Genomic DNA, 24,884 nt, shown 5'->3' with positions numbered 1-24,884 from the left:
TTAGCCAAAAACCTTCGCTATTAATTATCCCTATCAAAATTTAATCAAAAAAAAAGCGACCGAAGTCGCTTTTTTATATTACTACTATATCAATAACTTACAGCTTACTGCATTTGTTCTTTGATCAAGTCACCAATAGTTTTCGGCTGTGCATCAGAACCTGGAGCAGCAGTAGTATTGGTGCTACCAAGATCTTTAATCGCTTGACGCTCTTCAGCTTCGTCTTTCGCTTTGATAGACAAGTTGATGTTGCGTGTTTTACGATCAACACTGATGATTTTCGCTTCAACGTCATCACCAACGCTCAGATGCTTGGTTGCATCTTCAACGCGGTCACGTTGGATCTCAGAAGCACGTAGATAGGCTTCAACTTCGTCAGCAAGCTCGATAGTAGCGCCTTTAGCGTCTACTTCTTTTACTTTACCATTAACGACAGCACCGCGGTCGTTACCAACTAGGTATTCGTTAAATGGATCAGAGCTCAACTGTTTCACGCCTAGGCTGATACGGTTAGCTTCTGCATCTACAGACAATACCATAGCTTCTACAGTGTCGCCTTTATTGTAGTTACGGATAGCATCTTCGCCAGTCTCGTTCCAAGAGATATCAGATAGATGAACAAGACCATCAATACCACCGTCTAGACCGATAAAGATACCGAAGTCAGTGATTGATTTGATCGTACCAGTGATTTTATCACCGCGCTCATGTTTCTTATCAAACTCATCCCATGGGTTAGCTAGAGTCTGCTTGATACCTAAGCTGATACGGCGACGTTCTTCGTCGATATCAAGAATCATTACTTCAACTTCATCGCCCACTTGAACAACTTTAGATGGGTGGATGTTTTTGTTGGTATGATCCATTTCTGATACGTGTACTAGACCTTCGATACCTTCAGAGATCTCAGCAAAACAACCATAGTCAGTTAGGTTGGTTACGCGTGCTTTAACCACACTACCCACTGGGTAAGTACCGCTAACGTTGTCCCAAGGATCAGTACCAAGTTGTTTTAGACCTAGGCTTACGCGATTGCGTTCACGGTCAAACTTCAATACTTTAACTTTTAGGTCTTGACCAACTTCAACAACTTCAGATGGATGCTTGATACGGCGCCATGCCATGTCAGTGATGTGCAATAGACCATCGATACCACCTAAATCAACGAACGCGCCGTAATCAGTAAGGTTCTTAACGATACCTTCGATCTCGATGCCTTCTTCAAGCTTGTTCAATAGCTCTTCGCGCTCAGCTGAGTTTTCAGCTTCCATAACTGCACGGCGGCTAACAACAACGTTGTTGCGTTTTTGGTCAAGTTTGATGACTTTGAATTCTAGCTCTTTGCCTTCAAGATGCGTCGTATCACGGATAGGACGTACATCTACCAATGAACCTGGTAAGAATGCGCGTACTGAACCGATATCTACAGTGAAACCGCCTTTAACTTTGCTTGAAATGATACCTTTTACGATTTCATCATTGTCAGCGATTTTTTCAAGGAAGTTCCAAGTTTCAACACGCTTAGCTTTTTCACGTGACAGCAAGGTTTGACCCATGCCGTTATCAACCGCTTCAACTACGACATCAACGCTATCGCCAACTTCAACTTCAAGTTCGCCTTCTTCGCTTAAAAACTCTTCACGAGCGACGATACCTTCAGATTTCAGACCAGTATCTACTGTGATCCAATCGCTATCGATGGCCACAACAGTACCGTTGATAACCGAGCCACGCTCGATATCTAGGCCTGTTTCTTCGATGCTCGCTTCAAATAGTTCAGCAAATGATTCCATTATGTCTACCTTTGTATAGCCGTATCCTGTCCAGCACAGTACGGATCAGATTTATGACTGTATAAAACGAGGATACTGGTTTTATATCTCATACAGTCATATAAAAAAACGTTTGTTGTTAGTAAGCACATCATCGAAATTACTAACAACAACTGTCTTTGTTTGAGTTTTTCAGCTAACTATTTCAGTCCAGTTAAAAAATCAAATCCTAACTATATAATTTTACATCAAAAACAAAGCTTGTGTTGAACTTTTTGGTACTTAATATGTTGTTTTTACTAGCTATTACTCTTTAATTAACTACTAAAAAAAACACCTTGATCTTGGCAGTGCTTCTTTACTTGCTCATAAACAGTATCAGCACTAAGTGTAGAGCTATCAAGTAATAAAGCATCCGTTGCAGGTTTTGATGGCGCTGTACTACGGTTTTCATCACGGTCATCACGCGCTTTGATCGTTGATAAAATCGCTTCAAAATCTGCCGTTTGACCCGCATCAATCAGCTGAGTGACACGGCGCTGAGCACGCGCTTCAGCACTGGCAGTCAAATACACTTTGACATCCGCATCTGGGAATACAACCGTTCCCATGTCTCGACCATCAGCGACAAGCCCTGAGCGTGTGGCCATGTCTTGTTGTAATGTGAGTAAGGCCTGACGAACTTGTGGAAACACTGCAATTTGCGACGCATATCCACCGACTGTCTCATTGCGTACTTGCTCACCTACTGCTTGCCCATTCACGATGATGTCTACACGTCCTGAGTCATTGTTCGGTACAAACGCTATATCTAAGCTTTTTGTAAGTGCTAATACAGCATCTTCGTCAATTGGTTGGCTAGCATCTGCGGTTATTAATCCAGCTTCAAATGCCTTGAGTCCTACGATTCTATATAACGCCCCGGAATCCAACAATTGATAACCCAGTACTTGTGCCAAACGCCAAGTGACCGTACCTTTTCCTGCACCGCTAGGGCCATCAATACAGATCACAGGATAGCGCGTTAGATGACCTTTGCTATCACTTTTGTTGAGCAAATCGTTGTCAGATGTGGAGACGGTCATAGTGCTTACTCAACAATAATAATTGCTACTTATGGGATCTATCACATAATCTCAATAAAGTAATATTTACTGATATATCATATGTTTGGTAGCAGAACAAAAGGTTCGCTACCAAATAGGGCGACATTATAGCAAAAAATAGACGCTATCACTAGCACCAAGACTGATATCTTGTTTATTAGTTATTTTCAATCAAAGCCTTACTTTTATTCTTTTTTGCTGCTCGCCTACGCTCACGAAAAAACGTCTTTAGCATCTGACTACTATGCTCAATGCACAACCCTCTATGAACTTGGATATTGTGGTTGTAAAAAGGCTGAATTGATAAATCGAGCTGACTACCTACCATACCAGCACGCGGTTCATTCGCTGCATATATGAGCCTGTCTACACGGGCGTGAATCAAGGCGCCAATACACATTGTACACGGCTCCAAAGTCACATATAGAGTTGTGTGTAGTGGCAATCGATAGTTTTCTAAGCGTTGACACGCATCTCTCAACGCGACTATCTCAGCATGCGCTGTCGCATCGTGACAGCCAATTGGTTGATTAAACCCTTGACCGATGATCTGCTGATCATGTACCAATACCGCACCTACTGGCACCTCTCCACATTCAGCGCCTTGTTCAGCCAGTCTCAGCGCTTTTTGCATCCATTTGGCATCTTCAGCTAACCAAAATGTACTAGTATGCACACCTTTGATATCTGGCTGACGACTCAACGATTGATAAGGTTTCAAACTTGTACTCGATATGGTCATCATCTATTGTGGCAGTTGCCAATCAATCGGTGTCTGACCATATTGCACCAAATAATCATTAGTTTTGGAAAAAGGTTTGGTACCAAAGAACCCACCACGGTTGGCTGCCAAGGGTGAAGGGTGTACTGCAGTCAGAATCAGATGCTTATCGGTATCAATATATTTTCCCTTCTTCTGTGCTTTACTACCCCATAGTATAAACACAGTATGCTCTGTCTGTTCGTTCACCGCATCGATGACTGCATCAGTGAATTGCTCCCAGCCTTTATTTTGATGACTATTCGGCTCGCCTTCTCGTACAGTCAGTGAACTATTTAATAGTAAAACACCTTGCTCCGCCCAATAGGTCAGATCCCCATGCGCTGACGGACGGATACCGATATCATCTGCCATCTCTTTTAGGAGGTTATTAAGTGATGGCGGCTTGGGGATGGCTTTAGGAACAGAAAATGACAAACCCATAGCCTGTCCTGGGCGATGATAAGGATCCTGACCCAAGATAACAACTTTGACCTGTGATAAAGGGGTAAGATTCAGCGCATTAAACATAAGTGGTGCTGGTGGGTAGATGCTATCACTCGACTGGTAAGCTTCTTTCAAAAATGCGCGTAAATTATCCATATTTTCAGACGTCAACTCATCGGCCAATGCCGTCTTCCAGTCTTCTGGCAAGCGGACATTATCTAGAATAGCTTGTTTTTGCTCTGGCGTTTTGGTTGTTTGTTCGTCAAACAGTTCCATAGTAAATCCTTTTTATATTTATTATGAGATAGGGCTCAATGATTGGTTTATTTTAAAGGCTAATGGTAACAAAAAACCATATGAGCTTTGTTTGTAAATTATAGCAATAAAAAAACGGCTACCGCATTCATACGGTAACCGTTTGTCATTCAATCGAACTCAGCACCTTAGAACTAAACGCATTAGTAGTAAGTGCCTCAGTAAGCTGCTTAGCTGGCTACTGACTCAGAGTCCGAACGCGGCTCGTGAGTTTCAACGACTGTCAGAACGATTCGACTGTCAGATGAGCCTTTATCCGTAGACTTATCTAGCTTCACGGTATCGCCATCTTGTGTGTCGTCTGCTTTGGGTTCCAAGGTCAAGTGCACTACCCCACCATTCACCAATTCGCCGAATAAGATCATACTTGCCAATGGCTTTTTGATTTCATCCTGAATCAGGCGCTGCATCGGACGCGCACCCATCAGACGGTCATAACCTTTGTCAGCCAGATAATCCCGTACGTCATCATCAATCTCTAAAGTGACTTGCTTATCATCAAGCTGTACTTGCAGCTCAACCAAGAACTTATCAACAACCGATACGACAACTGAAGTATCTAGGGGATTGAATTGAATAATCGCATCTAAACGGTTACGGAATTCTGGCGTAAAGACGCGCTTGAGTGACTCGGTATTATCACGGCTATGATCTTGCTGAGTAAAGCCCATAGAAGAGCGACTGATACTATCAGCACCAACGTTCGTCGTCATAATAACAATGACTTGCTTGAAGATAGCAACACGGCCGTTATTGTCCGTCAAGGTACCATGATCCATGACTTGCAGTAACAAGTTGAACACATCTGGATGTGCTTTTTCAATTTCATCAAGAAGCAATACACAATGCGGATGTTGGTTGATTTTTTCAGTGAGCAATCCACCTTGATCATACCCGACATAGCCCGGAGGCGCACCAATCAGGCGCGAGGCAGTATGGGCTTCCATATACTCTGACATATCAAAACGTACCAGCTCTACGCCTAACAAGTTAGCAAGCTGACGTGATACTTCTGTTTTACCCACGCCTGTTGGTCCTGCAAACATAAACGAGCCGATTGGCTTATCTGGTGCTTTTAATCCTGCACGAGACAGTTTGATGGCATCAGCAAGTGTTGCAATCGCCTCATCCTGACCAAACACTAGATGCTTGAGGTCGCGATCCAAGTGTTCAAGAATGCTCTTGTCATCACTTGATACAGACTTAGGCGGAATACGTGCAAGCTTAGCAATAATAGCTTCGATATCAGCCACGTCGATTTTCATTGGCGGTTTTGCTGCTTTTGTTACTTTCACACCATCAGTAGACTTAGCGCGGTCATTCGCCTTAGCAGCCTCTGCTTCATCTTGCATCTCATTGTCACTGTCATTATCTGCGGCGATATCGACCGCTTCGGCATCGATTTGCGCATCAAAATCTTGCTCTAAATCGGCAATAAAGCTCTCTTCAGCATCAATGTCCTCTACATCAGGTACCACGCCCAAACGCTTATAAGCACCTGCTTCGTCGATTACGTCAATAGCTTTATCAGGCAAGAAACGTTCGTGAATGTGCTTGGCTGATAATTGTACTGCCGTGACTAATGCTTCGTCGGTATATTCGACATTGTGGAACTCTTCGTAACGAGGTTTGAGACCACGTAAGATATCAATAGTATCATCGACGCTAGGCTCTTTTACATCGATCTTCTGGAAGCGACGCGATAGTGCATGATCTTTTTCAAACACCTGACGATACTCAGTAAAGGTAGTTGAACCAATACAGCGCAGCTCACCGTTGGCAAGTGCCGGCTTAATTAAGTTTGATACATCCATATTACTACTCATCGACGACCCTGCGCCAATGATCATATGAATCTCATCAATAAAAAGAATAGCATTTGGTTTTTTCTTTAAGGCATCAAGCAATGATTTCATACGCTTTTCAAAATCACCGCGATATTTGGTGCCCGCGATCAGTGAACCAATATCAAGGCTATAGATCACGCAACCATTAAGTGGTTTTGGCGCTTTGTCATTGATGATTAACCATGCTAAACCTTCAGCGATAGAGGTTTTACCAACACCAGGCTCACCCACCAATAAGGGGTTGTTTTTGCGACGGCGACATAAGACTTGAGCTGCACGCTCAATTTCAGAAGCACGTCCAATTAAAGGATCTGTCTTACCTTCTGCAGCACGTTGGTTTAGATTGGTCGCGAATTCAACCAATGGATCTTTGCTGGTTTTTTCAGATGCACTGCGGCGCTCGCCAGACATAGAAGCACGTGGTTCAGACGGCTCTTCTTTGTCTTGACCATGTGACAAATACTGGGTCAGTTCAAGGCGACTAATGCCCTGCTTTTTGAGCAAATAAACGGCATAAGTATCATGCTCTGAGAACATAGATACTAAAATATCAGAGCCTTCAACTAGGCGACCACCGCCTATAGATTGCACGTGAAAAATAGCGCGCTGCAAAATACGATCGAAGCTTTGCGTTGGCTGCGGCGATTGTTCCGTGTTTGCATCGATAGTTGGCGTATGCTTATTAATATACGCTTCAAGCTCAGACCGTAGCGCCGACACATTGGCATTACAAGCAGTCAACGTATTGGCAGCGTGGGTGTTTTCTAGTAGCGCTAGTAGCAGATGTTCAACAGTAAGATACTCATGCGATTTTTGGCGCGCAAGCGTCATTGCTAAACGTAGAGAAACTTCAAGATGACGACTTAACATAACAACTTCCTACGGTTATATCTATCTTTATAATTGATAGTTTTATGAATGAGTTAGTAAGTAAATCAGGGCGGCAGATCGATTGTTCAAGGGTGATATTCGTATTATTACAAGCCGTGGATATATTGTTTGTGGTAAAGACTGTTTTACGAATGCTTAACCTATCTACCAGTTAGCAGTGATTGTGATAATTCATAGTCGCTTGTCTTTATATCAACACGATATTTGGACGGAGTCAATCTATTAACGCAGACTAAAGTGTATCAAAGCATACAAAAAGTAAGTGTTAAAAGGCTAAACAGCAACGACTGACACTCAAATTTTTGAGCAGATAAAAAATGAATGGATTATTAGGGGTATTAATATCGAGAGGATTATTTGAGTACTATGCCAAATGACTATGCCAAATAGCTCTGTAGCCAACAAAGCAGCTATCATCATAGTGCAGCTATCATAATAGTATCGAATTCAAAGCTATTTATAGATACACTTTAATATATAAGGATATATTATGAAAAAATCAAGTCTATCATAGCGACGTGGCTGCTCACTAATATGGTTGATGCAATGAAGATTTGAAACGAAGTGATTAGAAAAATACGTATCGAAAGAAAAGCAGATGCTGAGAAGAGAAATAGTCAGGCTCACTGTGATAGCGAGCCGTTGATATATGTTAAAAAATTCGGCATGGTAAGGCAAATACTGATGAAAAAATCAGATACAAACGCTTATTCGCCTTGATGAGGTTCAATCTGCGTCAGCAATGGATAACCTTCGCGATGCGCTAAGCTATTTACTTTTTTGGCTTTGGTCTCAGCAATATCCTTGGGGTAAATGCCAGCAATGCCTTTGCTACTATTGTGAATCGTCAACATAATCTCAACCGCAGAATCCATGGTATGGCGAAACTCTGACTGTAAAATATAAACAACGAATTCCATTGGCGTATAGTTGTCATTGTACATAACCACTGCATACATTGGTGGTTTAGCGACTTCTGGTTCTGCGACCAATACATCTGCTTGCGGTGATGTTTCATCATCGGTATCGCCGTCTTGGGCACGATACGCAGGTATATGCGGAAAGTGCCAATCAGCAGCTGTTGGCATGTCTTGTGATATCATTTTTTTCATCATAATCAAAGTATAATTATAAGGTAAGTTTAAAATAAAAGAAGTTGTAAAGGCAGGCGGTGAGCCATGATGCAAAATATAATTACTAACTATAGTCGCTCTACTTTCTATGACTATAATCGTTCTACTTTGCTTTTGGCTATATCATCGCTATTAGATGTTTATTAGGACACGTCCCTATTGCGAAATAGGACTTTCATCGACTTCTGGCAAATCTAAAAGTGATGGTAGCATGTTATCAACTCTATCGCCGAGTCTCCAATCATACAGCTGTTCCACCTCTTGCCCACCTGCTTGCAAGCTAAGCTTTGCTTGTAAAGGCTTGAAACCTGATGGCATCACAAAGCGACCACGTATACGGACAATACCTTCAATAGCGTAGCTTGCAGGATCTAAAGGCACTTCTACAAGGTCGTCATTGTTGAGCAGTGTCAACGTTGGTCTAAGACGCTTAGCCTGACCATCGCTGCTAAGCATCCCGATGTCAAAACCATACTCAAAAGCATTTTCGGGTAGTGGCTCAATCTTGGCGCCTAATACTTGCAGTGGCATACCGCCTTTATCACTAATGACATCAGCATATAATTCATTGAGCTGTGTGACTTGTCTGTTTTCTACTGTTAACGCTTGCTGGTTTTCACGCAGCTCGTTGAGGTTCGCTAAGCTTATGGCCAATTCTTGCTTGGCAGTTGCCGCCTGATTCGTCGCTATCTTGTTACTGAGACGCAAGTCCTCAAGTGCTGCTGTCGCTTCAGTACCATCGATAATTGCTTGTTTGGCTTGTGTTTCCATCGAGTGAAAGCCGCGCTGATAGCCAAGCTTATGACCAAATACTAATCCAACCACAGCTGTTACCAATACGGCTACCACGAACAATGCCAGTACTAGCGTAGATGCGCCGCGTTGGTTGCTCCCGACATGCTGTTCAAAACCATTATCATCCTGATTGGAATGTATTTTGTATCCCAAATCAGATAGAACAGGAACTTGACACGATAAGCGTGCTGACTTCGAGAAAAAGCGTAGTTCAAGCTTAGTACGCATCTAGAGGGTATCTCTTAAAAGTAAGGGCAAGTCATTATAGCGGAATTTATAATCAATACCTAGTATCATAAATATGAATGACTTAAACGCAACAAAGTCAGTATTAAGGAACAATAGGCGCAAAATTTAGTCCCATTGTCTCATCAAATCCAAACATCACATTCATATTTTGAACGGCCTGTCCTGCTGCACCTTTCACCAAATTATCTTGTACAACAATAACCGTCAATTCAGCGCGCTCATTGTCTTGATGTATCGCAATGCGCAAACGATTACTAGCACGCACACTGCGCGTGTCTGGATAAATACCTTTTGGCATGACATCAACGAAACTTTCTAAGGCGTAGCTGTCTTCAAACGTTTGCTGCCAATCAATAGCCACACCCTCATCAGTCAATTCCATATGAATTGAACTCAGCATACCACGTATCATCGGTACCAGATGCGGTAAGAAACGGATACGATGGTCAAACTGACTACCTAATAACTGTGCAACACCCTGCTCAATCTCAGGTAAATGGCGATGACCTTCAACGCTATAGGCTTTGAAGTTATCGGTTGTCTCAGCATAGTTAAGTGCAAGCGATGCTTGGCGACCAGCACCAGATACTCCAGATTTGGCATCAATTACGATACGAGACTCAATCAACCTTTTTGTATGTTCATTTTGTGCTTCGATGATTGGTTTTAGTCCCAAGATTGCAGTGGTTGGATAACAGCCAGGATTACCTACTAACAATGCACTGGCAAGCTTATCACGATTGATTTCAGGCAATCCATAAACCGCTGTCTTCAACAGCTCAGGACAGGCGTGAGACTGTTTGTACCAGTGCTCAAACTCAGTCAATGATTGCAAACGAAAGTCAGCAGCCAAATCAATAACTTTTACGCCAGCTTGCGTGAGCGCTTCAGCTTGCTTCATCGCTACACCATGTGGCGTTGCAAAAAACACAACATCACACTCTTGTAGTGCACTCAGCGTGTTATCACCCAAATCACTGAACACAATGTCAGAGATGCCGCGCAAACTTGGAAATATTTCATCAGCACGAGTGCCAGCTTCGCTACGCGAGGTAAGCAAATCAATAGAAACCTCAGGGTGAGCAGACAATAAGCGAATAAGCTCGATACCTGTATAGCCTGTACCACCGACAATAGCTGCTGAAATCATAAAACATTCTCTTTTATTCAAAATTACTAGACAATACCGATAGGCTCTTACATGGCTCATCTAGCCATACAAGAGTAAGCCCAATTTTAGATTTTATAGTCGTGTACTGCATCGACAAAGACTTTGGCATTGTCAGGGTTGACCCATTGAGTGATGCCATGACCTAAGTTTGCTATATAGCCTGTCTTTTCGCCATCTGCATAAGCACGATCAAGCATCGCATTCACCTCAGCACGAATAGTCGCTGGTGATCCATATAGTGTTGCTGGATCTAAATTACCTTGAATGGCTTTACTACTTTGCAGCTTTTTATGTTTTTTGGTCAATTGGCGCTGGCTTTCAGTCAGTACTTGACGCGCACGGTCAATTGGCATCGTCCAGTCCAGACCTAGCACATCAGCCTCACTATCAGCTTGATTATCAAGCCATAACCCGCCACCTTTAGTAAACAATACTACCGGTACTCGCGGGTGACGCAGCTTCAGTTCAGCGACGATGCGTTTGTTGTAAACGTGCGAAAACTCAATAAACTGACGATGGCCAAGTGCGCCGCCCCAACTGTCAAATATTTGTACAATCTGAGCACCGGCAACGATTTGTGCATCTAGGTAATCAATAACCGAGGTCGCAAGCTTATCCAATAATTGATGTAAAAAACCAGGATTACTGTACAAAAAACCTTTTGTATAGCGGTAATCTTTTGAGCTTCCGCCCTCAATCATATACGTAGCTAGCGTCCACGGACTGCCTGAAAACCCAAACAATGGTACTTGACCATTCAATGCTTTACGGATACTTGTGACGGCGCGCATCACATAGTCAAGAGAATCATTAGGTTCAAGTACCGGCAATCTATCAAGATCTGCCTGTTCACGAATCGGGTGTTTGAACTTAGGACCTTCACCCGTTTCAAAATAAAGACCCAATCCCATAGCATCAGGAATGGTCAAAATATCACTAAATAAAATAGCCGCATCTAGATCAAAACGACGTAATGGCTGGAGCGTCACTTCAGTAGCTCGATCTGTATCTTTGCACAGACTCATAAAGTCGCCTGCTTCAGCACGAGTGGCTTTGTACTCTGGTAGATAACGACCAGCTTGACGCATCATCCAAACTGGCGTGGTATCGATGGGTTCAAAGCGCAATGCGCGTAGCAGTCTGTCATTTTTTAAAGGGGCAAACTGCTGCTGAATCGAGTCACTATTGTCTAAAGCACTCATGTACAAATCTCCAGAGTAACACAATATCCATAATTGTTAACGGATGCTGTATTGGATAAAATAGATTGAATAAAATGATAAACGGTTATAGCGTATGAACTACATCAACTGAGGTTAAGACAAAGTTTATCACCTATTTGTAGCTGATAAATTCATCTAACGCACCTAATATCTAACGTACCTAAAACTTAGAGACGCTAGATAAAGTAAAGGCGGCTACACAACTTATGCGCTAAACGGTGAGTGCAAGATTATCACGATGTACCATAACCACACGTTCTTCATTGTTACCGAAAATCTTGTCAAACTGTTCAGTACGCTCACGAGCGACGCGGCGTGCATCATTCGATGAAAAATTCACCTGCCCCACTGCAATACGCTCGCCAGTATCTTGATGAGTGATTTCTACAACGTCGCCTTCATCGAAGTCGCCGCGCACATCTACCACGCCAACAGGCAGTAAACTTCTATTGTGTTCAGTGAGTGCTTTGGCAGCGCCAGCATCAACCATCAGACTGCCTGCCATGCGCAAGTGAGCTGCAAGCCACTGTTTACGTGCAATAATTTTATCTTCGTCATTGGTAGTCAGTAACGTGCCTACAGCCTCACCTGACACTACACGAGTGATCACATCGTCAATCGCACCGCTCACAATAACGGTTGGACAACCGCCCATTGCAGCCAGACGACCCGCACGGATTTTGGTCAACATACCGCCGCGTCCGAGCTTACCACCGTCACCCGCTATATCAAATAAATAATCAGCCATCGCACGCTCTTGACGGATCATTTTGGCATTGGGGTTGTCACGTGGGTTGTCAGTAAACACCCCTTCTTGATCCGTTAGGATAATATACAAGTCTGCATTGATCATTGCCGCTGCCATAGCACCCAACGTATCATTATCACCAAATTTGATTTCATCAATAGTGATGGTATCGTTTTCATTAATAACGGGTAGCACACGCCATTCTAACAGTTGCGTCAGCGCACTTGTGGTGTTTAGATAACGGCTACGGTTCGACAAATCATCATGCGTTAATAAAAGCTGCGAGCTTTGAATACCATGCTGAATCAGAGCTGACCACCATGTTTCAATCAAACCCATTTGACCGATAGACGCACAAGCTTGTAGTGCGGCCAGTTTTTTGGGACGCTCTTCAAGATCCATACGTACCACACCTTCGGCGACGGCACCTGATGACACCAGCAACACCTCTACGCCTTTTTTGTGTAAGCGTGCAATTTGCTTTGCCCACTCATATATGGCAGTACGATCCAGCCCCCGACCATTGTTAGTCAGTAACGATGAGCCAATCTTGACAATAACGCGCTGAATATCAAAGTTGCGATCTTGTTTAATAAACCTTGCTTCTTCGGTCGTATTTGCGATGTCACCTGCCATATAAACTCCTTTTTCTCACATAAATTGATTAGAGGGATTAATTTAATCATTCAAGTATATCAGCTCAAGCATACTAGCTTAAGGAACGTACATTACTTCAACACCATCGTCGTCATCGTCTTCATCAGACAAATCCAAACCTTCACGTGCCGCTTTTTTGGCTACACGGTATGCTTCACGCTGTGCTTCAGTATTTAGACGTACTTCTGCTTCTAGTCGCTCAAAACGCTCTTTTTGTGCGTCAGCAAAGATAGGATCTTCTATCTCGCGCTCACGCTCACGTTCGATCTCATTCATTAAGTGATATTTGACTGCATCGACGCCTTCACCCGTTAAGGTTGCTGTGCGGAATACGATGCCTGTCCAGCCCAGTTCTGCTACGATATGCGTACATAGCTCATTTAGCTCTTCTTCAGCCACTTGGTCAATTTTGTTCAATACCAAAATCTGCGGTAGATTAGCCAATTCAGGCGAAAAACGCTCAAGCTCATTTAAGATAACACGTGCATTTTCGACCGGGTCACTACCATCGACTGGCTTTACATCAACCAAATGCAACAGACGACGGGTACGCGCAACATGCTTTAAGAAGCGAATGCCAAGTCCTGCACCTTCTGATGCGCCTTCAATTAGACCAGGAATGTCAGCCATCACAAACGAACGATGACGACCGATATCAACCACACCTAGATTAGGAACTAGCGTGGTAAAAGGGTAGTCAGCAACTTTTGGTCTAGCAGCAGAAACCTGACGGATAAAGGTAGACTTACCTGCATTAGGCAAACCAATCAAACCAACATCAGCCACGACTTTTAGCTCAAACTTAAGAACCTTTAGCTCACCTTCAAAACCTGAAGTGGCTTTACGCGGCGCTTGGTTGGTCGAACTCTTGAAGTGCGTATTACCCAAACCACCGTCACCACCTTTGGCAATCAGTAGTGTCTGGCCGATCTCAATTAAATCACCCAATACCTCATCTGTTTCGGTATCGACCACCGTCGTACCAACTGGTACTGGCAAATACAAATCATCAGACCCTTTACCTGAACAGTTTCTACTATGACCATTCTCTGCTCTCATAGCGTCATGACGACGTGTGTAACGATAGTCAACTAGGGTATTGGTGTTGTCTTCTGCAATGACATACACATCTCCACCCTTGCCACCATCACCACCATCAGGACCACCGCGCGGGACATATTTTTCTCGGCGAAAACTGGCGATTCCGTTACCACCGTCACCTGCTTTTACCGTTACGACGGCTTCATCAATAAATCGCATTCTACGTTCCTTAATTCACAATCCAGTGTATAAACTGGTAACAACCAACGGCTGTATTTTGGGTTTTGCTAGACTATTACGTCATAATGAAAACTAGACAAGCATCTATTACTCAACGCCCATTATGACAATAACACCCGATAATCAATCGGACTATCGGGTGTCTAAGTATGACAGTTAAAGTCATATCAATCTATTCAAAGTGGTATCTACGAACGCATAATTATTAAATAACGCTGATCTAAAGTAAATACGACTTCGATATGATTAATAATATGTCATTGCTCTAAGATGTTCAGTACACTATGCTGGAATTTGAGCGTAGCTGATTCCGGCCATTTGTGTCGCCAGACGTAGCACCTGAGTGCTGTAACCTACTTCATTGTCATACCAAACATATACGATAGCTTGGTTGTCAGTTAGGATAGTCGCTTGTGCATCAACAATACCAACATGGGTTGTACCCACAAAATCTGTCGATACTGCTTCTGTAGAGTCTGTATAAGCGATTTGCGACTGCCACATGCTGCTGTTAGCCATTTTACGTAAAAACTCATTTAAAGCTTCAGCATTTGCTGGTGCATTTTTTAAGTTCAAGTTCAAAATAGCCAAGCTGACATTTGGCGTTGGTACACGGATCGCGTTACCAGTTAGCTTGCCGTTTAATTCTGGCAATGCTTTGCCCACCGCTTTTGCGGCACCTGTACTGGTAATAACCATATTCATAACAGCACTACGACCACGGCGGTCGGCTTTATGGTAGTTATCAACCAAGTTTTGATCATTAGTAAATGAGTGAATAGTCTCTACATGACCATTTACAATACCGTACTCATCGTTTAGCACGTTTAGCGTTGGTGTAATCGCATTGGTTGTACAGCTAGCAGCACTAACGATGGTATCGTCGCCAACGGTATCATTGTTCACGCCATAAACGACGTTTTTGATATCGCCACCAGCAGGTGCTGTTAATAGGACTTTTTTCACGCCTGTCGCTTGCAAGTGCTTACCAAGACCAGCTTCATCTTTCCAAATACCTGTGTTATCGATAACTAATGCATCATCGATACCATAAGCGGTATAGTCGATTTCGCTTGGGTCTTTGGCATAGATAACTTGTACAAAACGGCCGTTTACGATCATGCCGTTATTGTCATCATCGATACTGATGCCGCCTAAGAATCTACCATGGATTGAGTCACGCTCAAGCAATGAGATACGCTTAGCCAAGTCACCAGCTGCAGCTGGACGCACAACGATGGCTTTTAGTTGTAGACCTTTTGCGCTTGACGCTTGTGACAATAGCAGACGAGTCAAGATACGACCGATACGACCAAAACCGTATAGCACAACATCTGTCGCGCCATTTGAAGCACCCGCGTTGTTGATAGACTGTAGAGCAGTTTGTAAGTCAGTATCGTTAGCGAGCAGTTGACCAACGTCAATGCGACTCGCTTGAATCTCTTCGCTCTCTGCAATTACTTTTACCATTGCTAAAGTATCAGAGATGTCGATAGATTTGGCACCGTGGTCACGTAGGGCTACTTTTTGATGTAGCGCTAATATCTGACTGACTGAGGTAGAATCTAGCGTTTCACCAAACAAAGTCACTTGTACATCTTGCGCATTGTAAAGCTTATTCAATAGCCCCATAAGCTCAATGGCTTGTTGCTCTTGATTGTTGTAATTTTTTAAGTGGTCTTGATGTAATTGGCGTAAGGTATCAGCGTTGCTCACGAGAAACATCCTTATGGTCAGTAATGTATGATCAATAAAATACGGAGAAGTATAAATGAGATAGGTCGTGTATGCTCTAAGTGGTGACTTTAATGCGATTATCAACCACTATCAACATCAGTTCTTGACGTCAGAGTATTCAAATCGCCTAGATTTTAGCCTAAAACGCCTTATTTTGCCAGTGATAACCGTTTACATAGTATCTATTAGCATCCCAATTCTGATGTATAGCAATAAAAATAAAGCAGCACGGACGGCTGCTTTATCTTGAATTAGTCTAGCTATTGAATATGAATTGTTGATGATATATCAAAAATTTGCATCTAAATCTCTGCAGAAGAAAATATGTGGCTTATTCAGCTTTATGGTACCAAGTTGACGGTTTGATCAGTTTGTGACGTCAGCATAAACTCTTTTAAATCGTAACCTTGCTGCTGCGCAATTTGGCGGTACTTAGCATAGGTCTCTTGGCTGATATTTGGTGAACGTGCCAATAACCATAAGTATTTTTTGTCAGGTGTGCCCACGAGAGCCGTTTTGTAGTCTTCATCACGTGCCAGCACCCAATAATCTGCGCGACCTACTGGAATCCACCTGATCCATTTCGGTAAGAACGTCACTTTTAATTTACTGCCACTATCATCTACTGGCTTTGCTAGGCCTTCTGCAACAATATCTGAGCCATCTGCAGCCATACATTTATTGGTGACTATAATTCCTGAGCCATCAGTCTTTTGCGTATAGTTTGCCGTTACGTCACCTGCGCATTTACGTTGAAAATACATCGGTAAACGACCAACTTCATACCATGTCCCTGCGTAAGAATTTAGGTCTACATTATCTACTGTGGTTGGTGTATTTGTAGACTTATAAATAATATCACTTGGCTTGATTGATAACATGTCAGTTGTGGTTTTTTCGCTCATCGCATTACTAGACGTTTCAGTAGTTGCCATATCTACTGGTGGTGTGGCTGCATAGGCTGAAAAGGCCGCTAACGGTATAATAATCGCTAACGCAATGCCTGTATGTTTGATAAGTCCATTCATAAATACGCGCTCCGGTATCTCTTTATATGATGAGTCGATATCGGCTGACGATACGTTAGTATCCTGTTGGACGTTATCTTTTAAATTGCTCATTTGATCATCCAAAAGCCCTGATATCAACGGCTCATCTTTGTTCAGTGTTTTTGGTCGTTTGTAGCCATTAGCAGTATTGAATTGTTCTATGACCTGACGATTCATAGCTGACTCTTCTACATCATTGGAATCTTGGTCGGCGCTTTTGTATCCAGAATATTTATGTGATAAGACGTTATCTTCTGCTAAGTAGTCTGAATACTCATCATCTGAACGTTCATTATTTATGTCTTTATGGCTATAGCTAGCGTCATTACTGGCATTTTTGGTCTGCTGCGTGACATAACTGTGCCTGCGATAATCGCTAGACGGTATAGACTGCTGAGATTGAGAACCAGCTGCCTGTGTGTCAGTCCATTCTGACTTAGGTAACTTGTTGGTTTTCATAGGGATACCATTATTAATAGTGACTGTTGAATTTCTTTGCGTATATCATCTATCCAGTTCCATTTATCTATCTAATTTCTAAATGAATATTGGCTATAAAATCGAGAACGTATTCAAGCTTCACTACTACCAACGCTTTTATTTATTATAATTATTATAGAGTCGTCGTTAGTAGATCCATCACTGAAAAATAAATGTGCTTTAGATATGCAATATATATTAAGGGCAGTCAGGCGATTAAAACAGTAGTCCAATGTAGGGAAACGCAACGGTTTGTAAATAACGATGTGTTTGTGCATTGCTATAAATACATCATAACCACACAGTTACTTACTGAATAAATATTTTAAAAATCAGTCATCTACATTTACTTATTTTAATAGTCGCATGTGATGATCTGGCCAAAGTCTATACAAACAATATCGATTGCTGAACTATATTTGTTTTTGTATTTCTTACAAATGAAACTGACGGATACCAGCAATACTAAGACCTCCATGGTCTAATGCTTGTTCAATCATCGAAGGCGCCAATCCGCCTAAGCCGATAATAGGCATATCAGCCAACTGTGCCAATGATGACCATGACTGCCAACCAAGTGGTACTGTATCAGGATGCGTTTGGGTCGCTAATACAGGAGACAGGAACATGCCGATGACTGGAGGTAAACCCTGCTCGATACGCGCGCTGGCAAGCTTGTTGACAGCATCAATACTGGCAGTATCATGGCAACTAACAATGAGTGGATAATCATTGAGTGAGTGGCTAGCGAGCAACTGGCAAGTGAATGAATAGTTATCAGGCAGTAACGGTTCAGACGCTATAACGCCTTGAGTATTAGTAAGCCATTCCATTAATGCTGAATGTGTTAAGTGCCTAGCGACGATTGAATCGTTGGTTTTTTTGTGAGTAGCTTCTACTGATACTTCAGTGTCAGTGTATTGATAATCGCTGCTATACGGTAAAATTGCCAGAAGATCTGGACGTGCGTCCATTAGCTGCTTGGCTATAGACTCTGAACCATTGTGCTTCAAGCGAATATATGCCCAAGATTTTGGTGGTAGTTTTTCTTGATGATATTGTAGCCATGCTGTTTTTGGATCAGTATGCTGATGAAAATCAGCTAAAGGATAAGTGATGGCTATTTGTGTAGGTAGCCTTAACCATTCTAGAATAGTTTTGTTGGCAGCAGGCAACGGGTAGTCACCTGCCAGTAGACGCGACTTATCTGCCCACGTTATTGCCTGTCCTTCTAGACCATACTCATGGCCCTTGTACTGCTCGTACTGCTGCGCTGTCAGCTCAATCTTATAAACCTGCAAGCTGACTTGCTTATCACCATAATCATGGTGCAAACGCCCAAGCTTAACGATAGTATTATCATCGACTAATATACCTGTCTCTTCAGCTACTTCTCGTTTTAGTGCCTGCTCTGCTGTTTCAGTCGCCTCTATCTTGCCGCCTACAAACTCATAGCGATTGCCTTGATGCTGTGCTGCATCTCGGAACCCCAGCAAATACTGGTTTTGGTAATGGATAACTGCGACAGCCACATTGACGATGGTTACGTTTGTTATTGCTGACGGGCTGTTTGATTCGCTTGGCATAGCGTTGTCCTCTACGATTATGTCTGTTGATGATTTTTAATTATTTGGTTTGGATCGGCTGTATCAATGAAGTTGATTCAGGCATACGAGATTTTTGTGCGTACAAATTTGCGTACATAACTCTCGAACTTTATAGTTTGTGACATCAAGCTTAGATAAGTTTACATAATAACTGCATTTTATTTTATCAATTGCTTGCAAATTCCTTTAATCTAAATGATAATTATTATCGTTAAAGTCAGTTACGATATAGCTAATTTACTAAGCCACTTACTATCAAAAGGAATTCACCATGAGCATGGTTATCTCTCGTTATTTAAACTGCCGTGAAAATCGTCTGCCGACTCTACAATCACAGCATCTATTTGCTTTGACCAAAGAAGTGCGTATTGAGCATGAGGGCGAAGAGTATCGATTACGCCTAACTCGTAATAACCGTTTAATCCTGACCAAATAGTTTAGTACCGTTTTTTTGTACTTATAAAAAAACGCCTTCATTACAAGGCGTTTTTTTTGGACAGTCATTATTCAAATAGATTCAATTGACGTCAATAGTGAAACATCTGTCCTTGAGATACGTTATTAAAACTGCCAACTATAGACGACATCCACGGCATTTTCTGCCGCTGAACTTGCTTCTACGTAAATACGGCGGGTCAACTGATAGCGAACCGACAGACTGTTTTGAGCATTGAACACACCCACTCCATAGCGGATATATAGATCAGGGGTCACGTAACCGGTAACGTTGACATTGGTATCTTCACTACTGCCTGAGGCATCAACCGTCAAACTCTGTAAGCCAAAAGCTTGACCAATTTGGTTGGTCAGACCACGTGTCCCACTTAAGCCAAAGCTCAATCCAGCGGCGGCAAGATTATTGGTCACCTGAGACTTAAATCCTTGCTCACTGATTTGAGTGGCACTCTTATTATCAATACGTCCTGTTACCAGAGCGTTCATTGCTTGCTGCTGGGTCAGTCCTGCGTTATTGAAGACAGTGATGTTCGGACTCTCTGTACTGCCTTTCACACGTACGCCCACGGTTTTGCCAGTGATCGTTTTGACAGCTTCAATACTCAATATCGGCTTCATCACGTCACCATTGAAGCGTACTTGACCATAATTAAGCTCTAAGTTCTGACCAAAGGCATTAATATTGGTACGGCGTGAGACCTGTACGACACCTGTTGCGCGCATGATACCTGTACCGCTTTGTGTGATATTAATCGCACCTGCTAATGGAATAACAGCACCAAAACCGCGGAAATTAATATCATCACCCAAATCGACACCGATATCAGCGTTGATTGACCATGGTTTTGAGATGGCTAATACTTCATCAATGTTACCAATCAAACGTCGGTCCAATACGACGGCATCTTCAGTTTGAGTGATGATGTCTTCACTGGCTTCTGGTGGACGTATGGTAGCTGAGGGTACGCTAATAGCGCCTTTGATATCGACATAGCGATCACTTGGGCGCACGATGATATCGATATCAGGGTCAATCTCAGCCACTAATAATGGTGGCTGAGTGATCACTAAGCGCTCGCCAATGATACTTAATTTGGCCTGAAGCTTTTGCTGCCAGTTGACGGTACCAGACAATTCACCTTTACCATCACCGCTGTTGAACGTCCCATCGATGGTCGCTTGCGTACCGCGTATTTTCGCCTCTACATTCACGTTGGTTAGATTGACTGGTAAGTCAAGCATCGCGACGCGGCCGTCAGAGAGTTTTACATCACCGTAGAACTGCGGCTTAGTCAAAGTACCTCCCAGTCCGCCTGCCATCGTGACGTTACCTCTTAGGACACGCATACCTGGGAAGAAAGGCTTCAATATCGCTAAATCAAGCTCGTTGAGCACTAGGGCACCAGAGATTGGCTTAGGATCTTTGTAAGGATCAACGACAACCTCAGCATAGCCACGGGCACCGCGTCCTGTATTGATATCAGTGCGCAGCTTAATCCCTTCCGGCACAGACAAAGCGATAAGAGAAACGCGCTTATAAGGCAAGGTCATTGGTGTACTATCGCCATCTTGAATCAGGCCGATTTTGCCATTGTCTGAGTATAGGGTTGTGTTTATGGTTGGCGGACGACCACGTTGCCAGCCGACAACGGCTTTACCGTTGATTTTGCCATGCCAATCAATATCTTTTGGTAAAAATACTGAAAATAGTGAGGTGTCTAAATTCTGCAGTGCCACATCGACTTCACCATTGGATGGTGAAGCGACCAATTTTTGGCGCAGGCATAGCTTGCCCGTTTGGTCAGCTGCCTGCCAGCAATGCGCTGCTAACTGTACCTTTAGGTCTGTATTGTTGCCGTTTTGGTTATCAGGCAAGTTCACAATCAACTGTGCTGGCTGTAATTGGTTTAAGGTAGCGTATTTGGATTTGACGCGGCCTTTACCAATCACCCCTGACCAGCTGAGCTTATCTCTATCAAAGCCACCTTTGAGTCTGGCCCCAATATCTAACTTACTATTGGCGATGTTTAGATCGACTACATGAGATTTTTCGGTACCGTTAAATGATGCTTTTATACTATCGAAACTTTGTCCAGCAGCATCTAGTCCCTCAGCAGTGACAATGAGCTGACTGGGACTATTGGCTAAGTTGACAAGCTTTCCGCGGATACGGCCCTGACGTAAGATAAATCCTGGTAGTGCAAGTCGTTCACCGACCAAGTCGATATAAATCGTTGGTAACGCCTGTCCTGCTGGCTGAGCCAATGTGGCACCGCCAGTCACTTTTCCAGCAAGCTTATCAGACAATTGATCTAAACTTGTGATATTGATTTTGGTTTGCAGCTGTTTGGCATTACCATTGGCAGTGACGTAGTTATCACCCCAGCGCAGCACTAGATTATCAGCGTTCAAACTATCCACTAAGGCATTTACTTGCTTATATTGTGCTTGAGCATCCTGTGCTTGCAGACGCTTAAAATAACTGGCCACGTCTTTTGGCAAGCGCAGTTTTGCAGCCAAGCTACCTTTGGCACTGAGTGGTTGACCTTTTAGCATACCGCTCAAGTTTATTTGATTGATATTGATGGTCTGCTGCGTATCACCCCAGCGACCATCGGTATCGATAGTACCCGTGATCAGGCTTGGCGTGTCTTTTAGGAAATACCCAATGTTGAAACGATCCATGACTGCATTGATATCCCAGGCAATGCCTTGTCGCACATCGACTGTTCCTTCTGCATTGATACTACCTGCTGCCCCTACATGACGGAAGCGATTGATACGAATCAGTTGGCTATCACCACTGGCCTCAATATTAAGCTTACCTGCTGGCAATTGCTCAGCATCCAAAACCCCATCGAAATTAATGGCAAAACGCTGCAACTTACCTGCGGCATTCGTATTGTTTTTGGCAGGAGTTTGCCACTCACCGCTAGTTTTTAGATTGCCTGTGATAATGGCTGGATTGTTGGGTAAAAAATACCCTACATTAAATTTGTCAAAGCGGCCATCGACATTCCAGCCGATATTGTTCCGTAGATCTATGACACCTTTTGCATTTACTGCACCAGCTTCACCGTTATAGTTTAACTTGCGAATACTGATTAGCTTTGGTGTACCAGCAGCATCAATTGAGAGACGACCTTTTGGTACATCTGCTGTATCGACCTGACCATCAAAGCGCGCGTCAAATACAGACAACTCACCACCCACGATATCAACACTGGCATCGCCGCTACCTGTCACCCCAATAGCACGGCCGTTCTGCGTGGCATCAAGCTGCGCCTGTAAGTCGGTATTGTTTAAAGTAATCACATGACGCTGACCACTTACACCGTTTTTGCTGATATTGAGCAATCGGCCACGAGCACTTAGGCGCCCTGTAAGACGCTCAAGTGGTAGGTCGCTACGGTATTTTTTAGGCAGTAGACCTTTGGTACTGGCGTCGATCTGCCATGTCAATGGGCGGTTGCGGTTTGCAAGCTGGATCTGCCCAGTACCTGATAGATCACCCACGATACCATCGTAATTGAGTCGATTGATATCAATGACGTCACCTGCTTTACGTAAGCGCACGTCGTAGTTACCCTTAGGCGCAGCGTTGAGCTCATTAATAACCGCATTGGCATCGACTGATAGATTCGAGCCGCGAACGATGACATCTGCCTGACCACGAGGACTGTCGATACTACCGATATTAGGGACATCGCGGCGGATCAGATTCTGCCACGTGGCATCGATATACCAAGGCGCCACCTGCTTAGATTTAGCAGAAGTTTTGCCGCGGACCATATTCGCATTGATATGTTCACCATCTCGCTGGCGTAAGTCAGCATCGATCTCTGTATTGCCCGTAACATTCTGCTGCTGATAGCGTAGTGATAGTCTGCCATTCAGTGTTTGCGGGGCATAAGCTTTGAAATCAGCATAATCATTAGGGATAGCACGGCGAATATCAAAATTACGACCCGTTGCACGTATCGTGGCATCAAAGCCGTCTCTCCAGCCTAAAATACCTTGTAACGCCAGACGCCCCGCTGGGACATCAGCCTCCAAACGATCAATGCGCAATTGGCTATCGGCAATGACCGCGCGCCCTTGATAATGACCTGACGGAATATCCTTTGCGGTCAGCTCAGTATTGATACGCAACCGTATTTCGGAGATAACCCCTGACGCCGTAGCCGTACCGCTTTGTAAACGGATATCTTGGCTGTCGGCATAAGGGATCAAAATATCATCCCATTGTAATGTTGCGTCAAACGGTGCGCCTGCATCTAACCCCTGCACCACAAAATCACCACTGACATCACTATCGTTGTAGCGACTGCGCACTTTGCCAACAGTACGTTTCAGTGTGCCGGTCGCACTAATATTTAATGGGTCGATGTATGCTTTTTCAAGCGCACTGACTTCAGCTATCGCGCTCAGATCTAATGGATAGTCGCCTTGTAGATCAATCTCACCTTGTAGCGCACTTATTTTGACGATATCAGCATACTGCAAATCACCGCGTCCTACGGTCACGGTACTACCGACCCACGTCAGATCACGAGCCGTAATATTATTGATAACAACCGGATCTTTGGTAACCTGTCTATAAACGACTTTGTTAATTTTTGCTTGGTCAAAACGTAAATTAATGGGTAGTTCTAAGGTTTTATAATCGAACGGCTCACCCGTAGGTGGTTTTTTATTGATAATTTCGATGGTATTTATATCAGCATCACTCAGATGCACTTCTTTTGCAAATACTGCACGCCAGCCTATTTTGACATAGGCTTTGTCTACTAATATCTCAAGGTCTTCAGTTGCATCGACATCGATATCAGTTACCCAAATACCGTCACGCAAGTTACCGCGTCCATATTTAAAATCAATACCCGTCTCAGCACTGATTTTTTCTAAAATAAACTTGGTACCAGCATCGGTGCCTGCTGCATAAAAGAATATCGCAAACATAATCGCGAGTACGATAAGAATCAGTACCAGTAATTTGATGAGAAATGATAGCGGATACCAACGCTTGACTGCGCGGGCATCGCGCTGTGCTGGATCTTCATCTGGTGCGTGGTTAGGCGGGGTATTTTCTGTCAGCATGACACTCAACTACGTTAAAAAATGATGACCAGCGATCGGCGCGATGGGTAATAGATAAGA

15 protein-coding genes and 1 pseudogene are annotated in these 24,884 nt (G+C 43.4%); 1 reads left to right on the top strand and 15 read right to left on the bottom strand.

Going from position 1 to position 24,884, the window contains the following annotated elements; genetic code table 11:
- Positions 1–104: 104 nt before the first annotated feature.
- The 14 genes and pseudogenes from rpsA to NJD71_RS01035 all read right to left on the bottom strand — a co-directional run bounded on the left by rpsA (position 105) and on the right by NJD71_RS01035 (position 19,247).
- The gene (rpsA, locus tag NJD71_RS01100; protein ID WP_319050083.1) at positions 105–1,793 is read right to left on the bottom strand and encodes a 30S ribosomal protein S1; all 1,689 of its coding nucleotides are present in this window, start codon (positions 1,791–1,793) and stop codon (positions 105–107) included.
- A gap of 296 nt (positions 1,794–2,089) precedes the next feature.
- Positions 2,090–2,857, bottom strand: a complete 768-nt coding sequence (gene cmk, locus NJD71_RS01095) for a (d)CMP kinase (protein ID WP_319050082.1) — start codon at positions 2,855–2,857, stop codon at positions 2,090–2,092.
- A gap of 178 nt (positions 2,858–3,035) precedes the next feature.
- The gene (tadA, locus tag NJD71_RS01090; protein ID WP_319050081.1) at positions 3,036–3,599 is read right to left on the bottom strand and encodes a tRNA adenosine(34) deaminase TadA; all 564 of its coding nucleotides are present in this window, start codon (positions 3,597–3,599) and stop codon (positions 3,036–3,038) included.
- A 24-nt stretch (positions 3,600–3,623) separates the two neighbouring features.
- Complete coding sequence (locus tag NJD71_RS01085) at positions 3,624–4,361, bottom strand: uracil-DNA glycosylase (RefSeq protein ID WP_319050080.1); 738 nt, start codon at positions 4,359–4,361, stop codon at positions 3,624–3,626.
- A 361-nt stretch (positions 4,362–4,722) separates the two neighbouring features.
- A pseudogene (locus NJD71_RS01080) lies at positions 4,723–7,117 on the bottom strand (AAA family ATPase); the annotation flags it as partial.
- A gap of 728 nt (positions 7,118–7,845) precedes the next feature.
- Positions 7,846–8,241, bottom strand: a complete 396-nt coding sequence (locus tag NJD71_RS01075) for an ATP-dependent Clp protease adaptor ClpS (RefSeq protein ID WP_319050078.1) — start codon at positions 8,239–8,241, stop codon at positions 7,846–7,848.
- Positions 8,242–8,427: 186 nt separating this feature from the next.
- Complete coding sequence (locus NJD71_RS01070) at positions 8,428–9,294, bottom strand: hypothetical protein (RefSeq protein ID WP_319050077.1); 867 nt, start codon at positions 9,292–9,294, stop codon at positions 8,428–8,430.
- A 103-nt stretch (positions 9,295–9,397) separates the two neighbouring features.
- Positions 9,398–10,465, bottom strand: coding sequence for an N-acetyl-gamma-glutamyl-phosphate reductase (argC, locus tag NJD71_RS01065; protein WP_319050076.1), 1,068 nt, complete (start codon positions 10,463–10,465; stop codon positions 9,398–9,400).
- Positions 10,466–10,551: 86 nt separating this feature from the next.
- Entirely contained in the window at positions 10,552–11,688 is a 1,137-nt protein-coding gene (hemE, locus tag NJD71_RS01060) for a uroporphyrinogen decarboxylase (RefSeq protein WP_319050075.1), read from the bottom strand.
- Between the two features lie 232 nt (positions 11,689–11,920).
- Complete coding sequence (proB, locus tag NJD71_RS01055; RefSeq protein ID WP_319050074.1) at positions 11,921–13,093, bottom strand: glutamate 5-kinase; 1,173 nt, start codon at positions 13,091–13,093, stop codon at positions 11,921–11,923.
- 78 nt (positions 13,094–13,171) lie between these two features.
- Positions 13,172–14,374, bottom strand: a complete 1,203-nt coding sequence (gene cgtA / locus NJD71_RS01050; protein ID WP_319050073.1) for an Obg family GTPase CgtA — start codon at positions 14,372–14,374, stop codon at positions 13,172–13,174.
- A 303-nt stretch (positions 14,375–14,677) separates the two neighbouring features.
- Positions 14,678–16,120 (bottom strand): glyceraldehyde-3-phosphate dehydrogenase, encoded by a 1,443-nt coding sequence (locus tag NJD71_RS01045; RefSeq protein WP_319050072.1) that lies wholly within the window; start codon positions 16,118–16,120, stop codon positions 14,678–14,680.
- Positions 16,121–16,473: 353 nt separating this feature from the next.
- Positions 16,474–17,640, bottom strand: a complete 1,167-nt coding sequence (locus NJD71_RS01040; RefSeq protein WP_319050071.1) for a lipocalin family protein — start codon at positions 17,638–17,640, stop codon at positions 16,474–16,476.
- Between the two features lie 455 nt (positions 17,641–18,095).
- Positions 18,096–19,247 (bottom strand): NUDIX domain-containing protein, encoded by a 1,152-nt coding sequence (locus tag NJD71_RS01035; RefSeq protein WP_319050070.1) that lies wholly within the window; start codon positions 19,245–19,247, stop codon positions 18,096–18,098.
- A gap of 298 nt (positions 19,248–19,545) precedes the next feature.
- Here NJD71_RS01035 and hemP point away from each other — a divergent pair, with 298 nt between their 5' ends.
- Entirely contained in the window at positions 19,546–19,704 is a 159-nt protein-coding gene (gene hemP / locus NJD71_RS01030; protein WP_227672156.1) for a hemin uptake protein HemP, read from the top strand.
- 125 nt (positions 19,705–19,829) lie between these two features.
- Here hemP and NJD71_RS01025 read toward each other — a convergent pair whose 3' ends face one another.
- Positions 19,830–24,824: a translocation/assembly module TamB domain-containing protein gene (locus NJD71_RS01025; RefSeq protein WP_319050068.1), complete on the bottom strand. Its 4,995-nt coding sequence runs from the start codon at positions 24,822–24,824 to the stop codon at positions 19,830–19,832.
- Positions 24,825–24,884: the final 60 nt, after the last annotated feature.

The sequence above is a fragment of the Psychrobacter sp. PP-21 genome, from assembly GCF_033790785.1.
GTDB lineage: Bacteria > Pseudomonadota > Gammaproteobacteria > Pseudomonadales > Moraxellaceae > Psychrobacter.
Note: the sequence above shows the minus strand (reverse complement) of the source record. Positions and strands in the feature narration are given on the sequence as shown.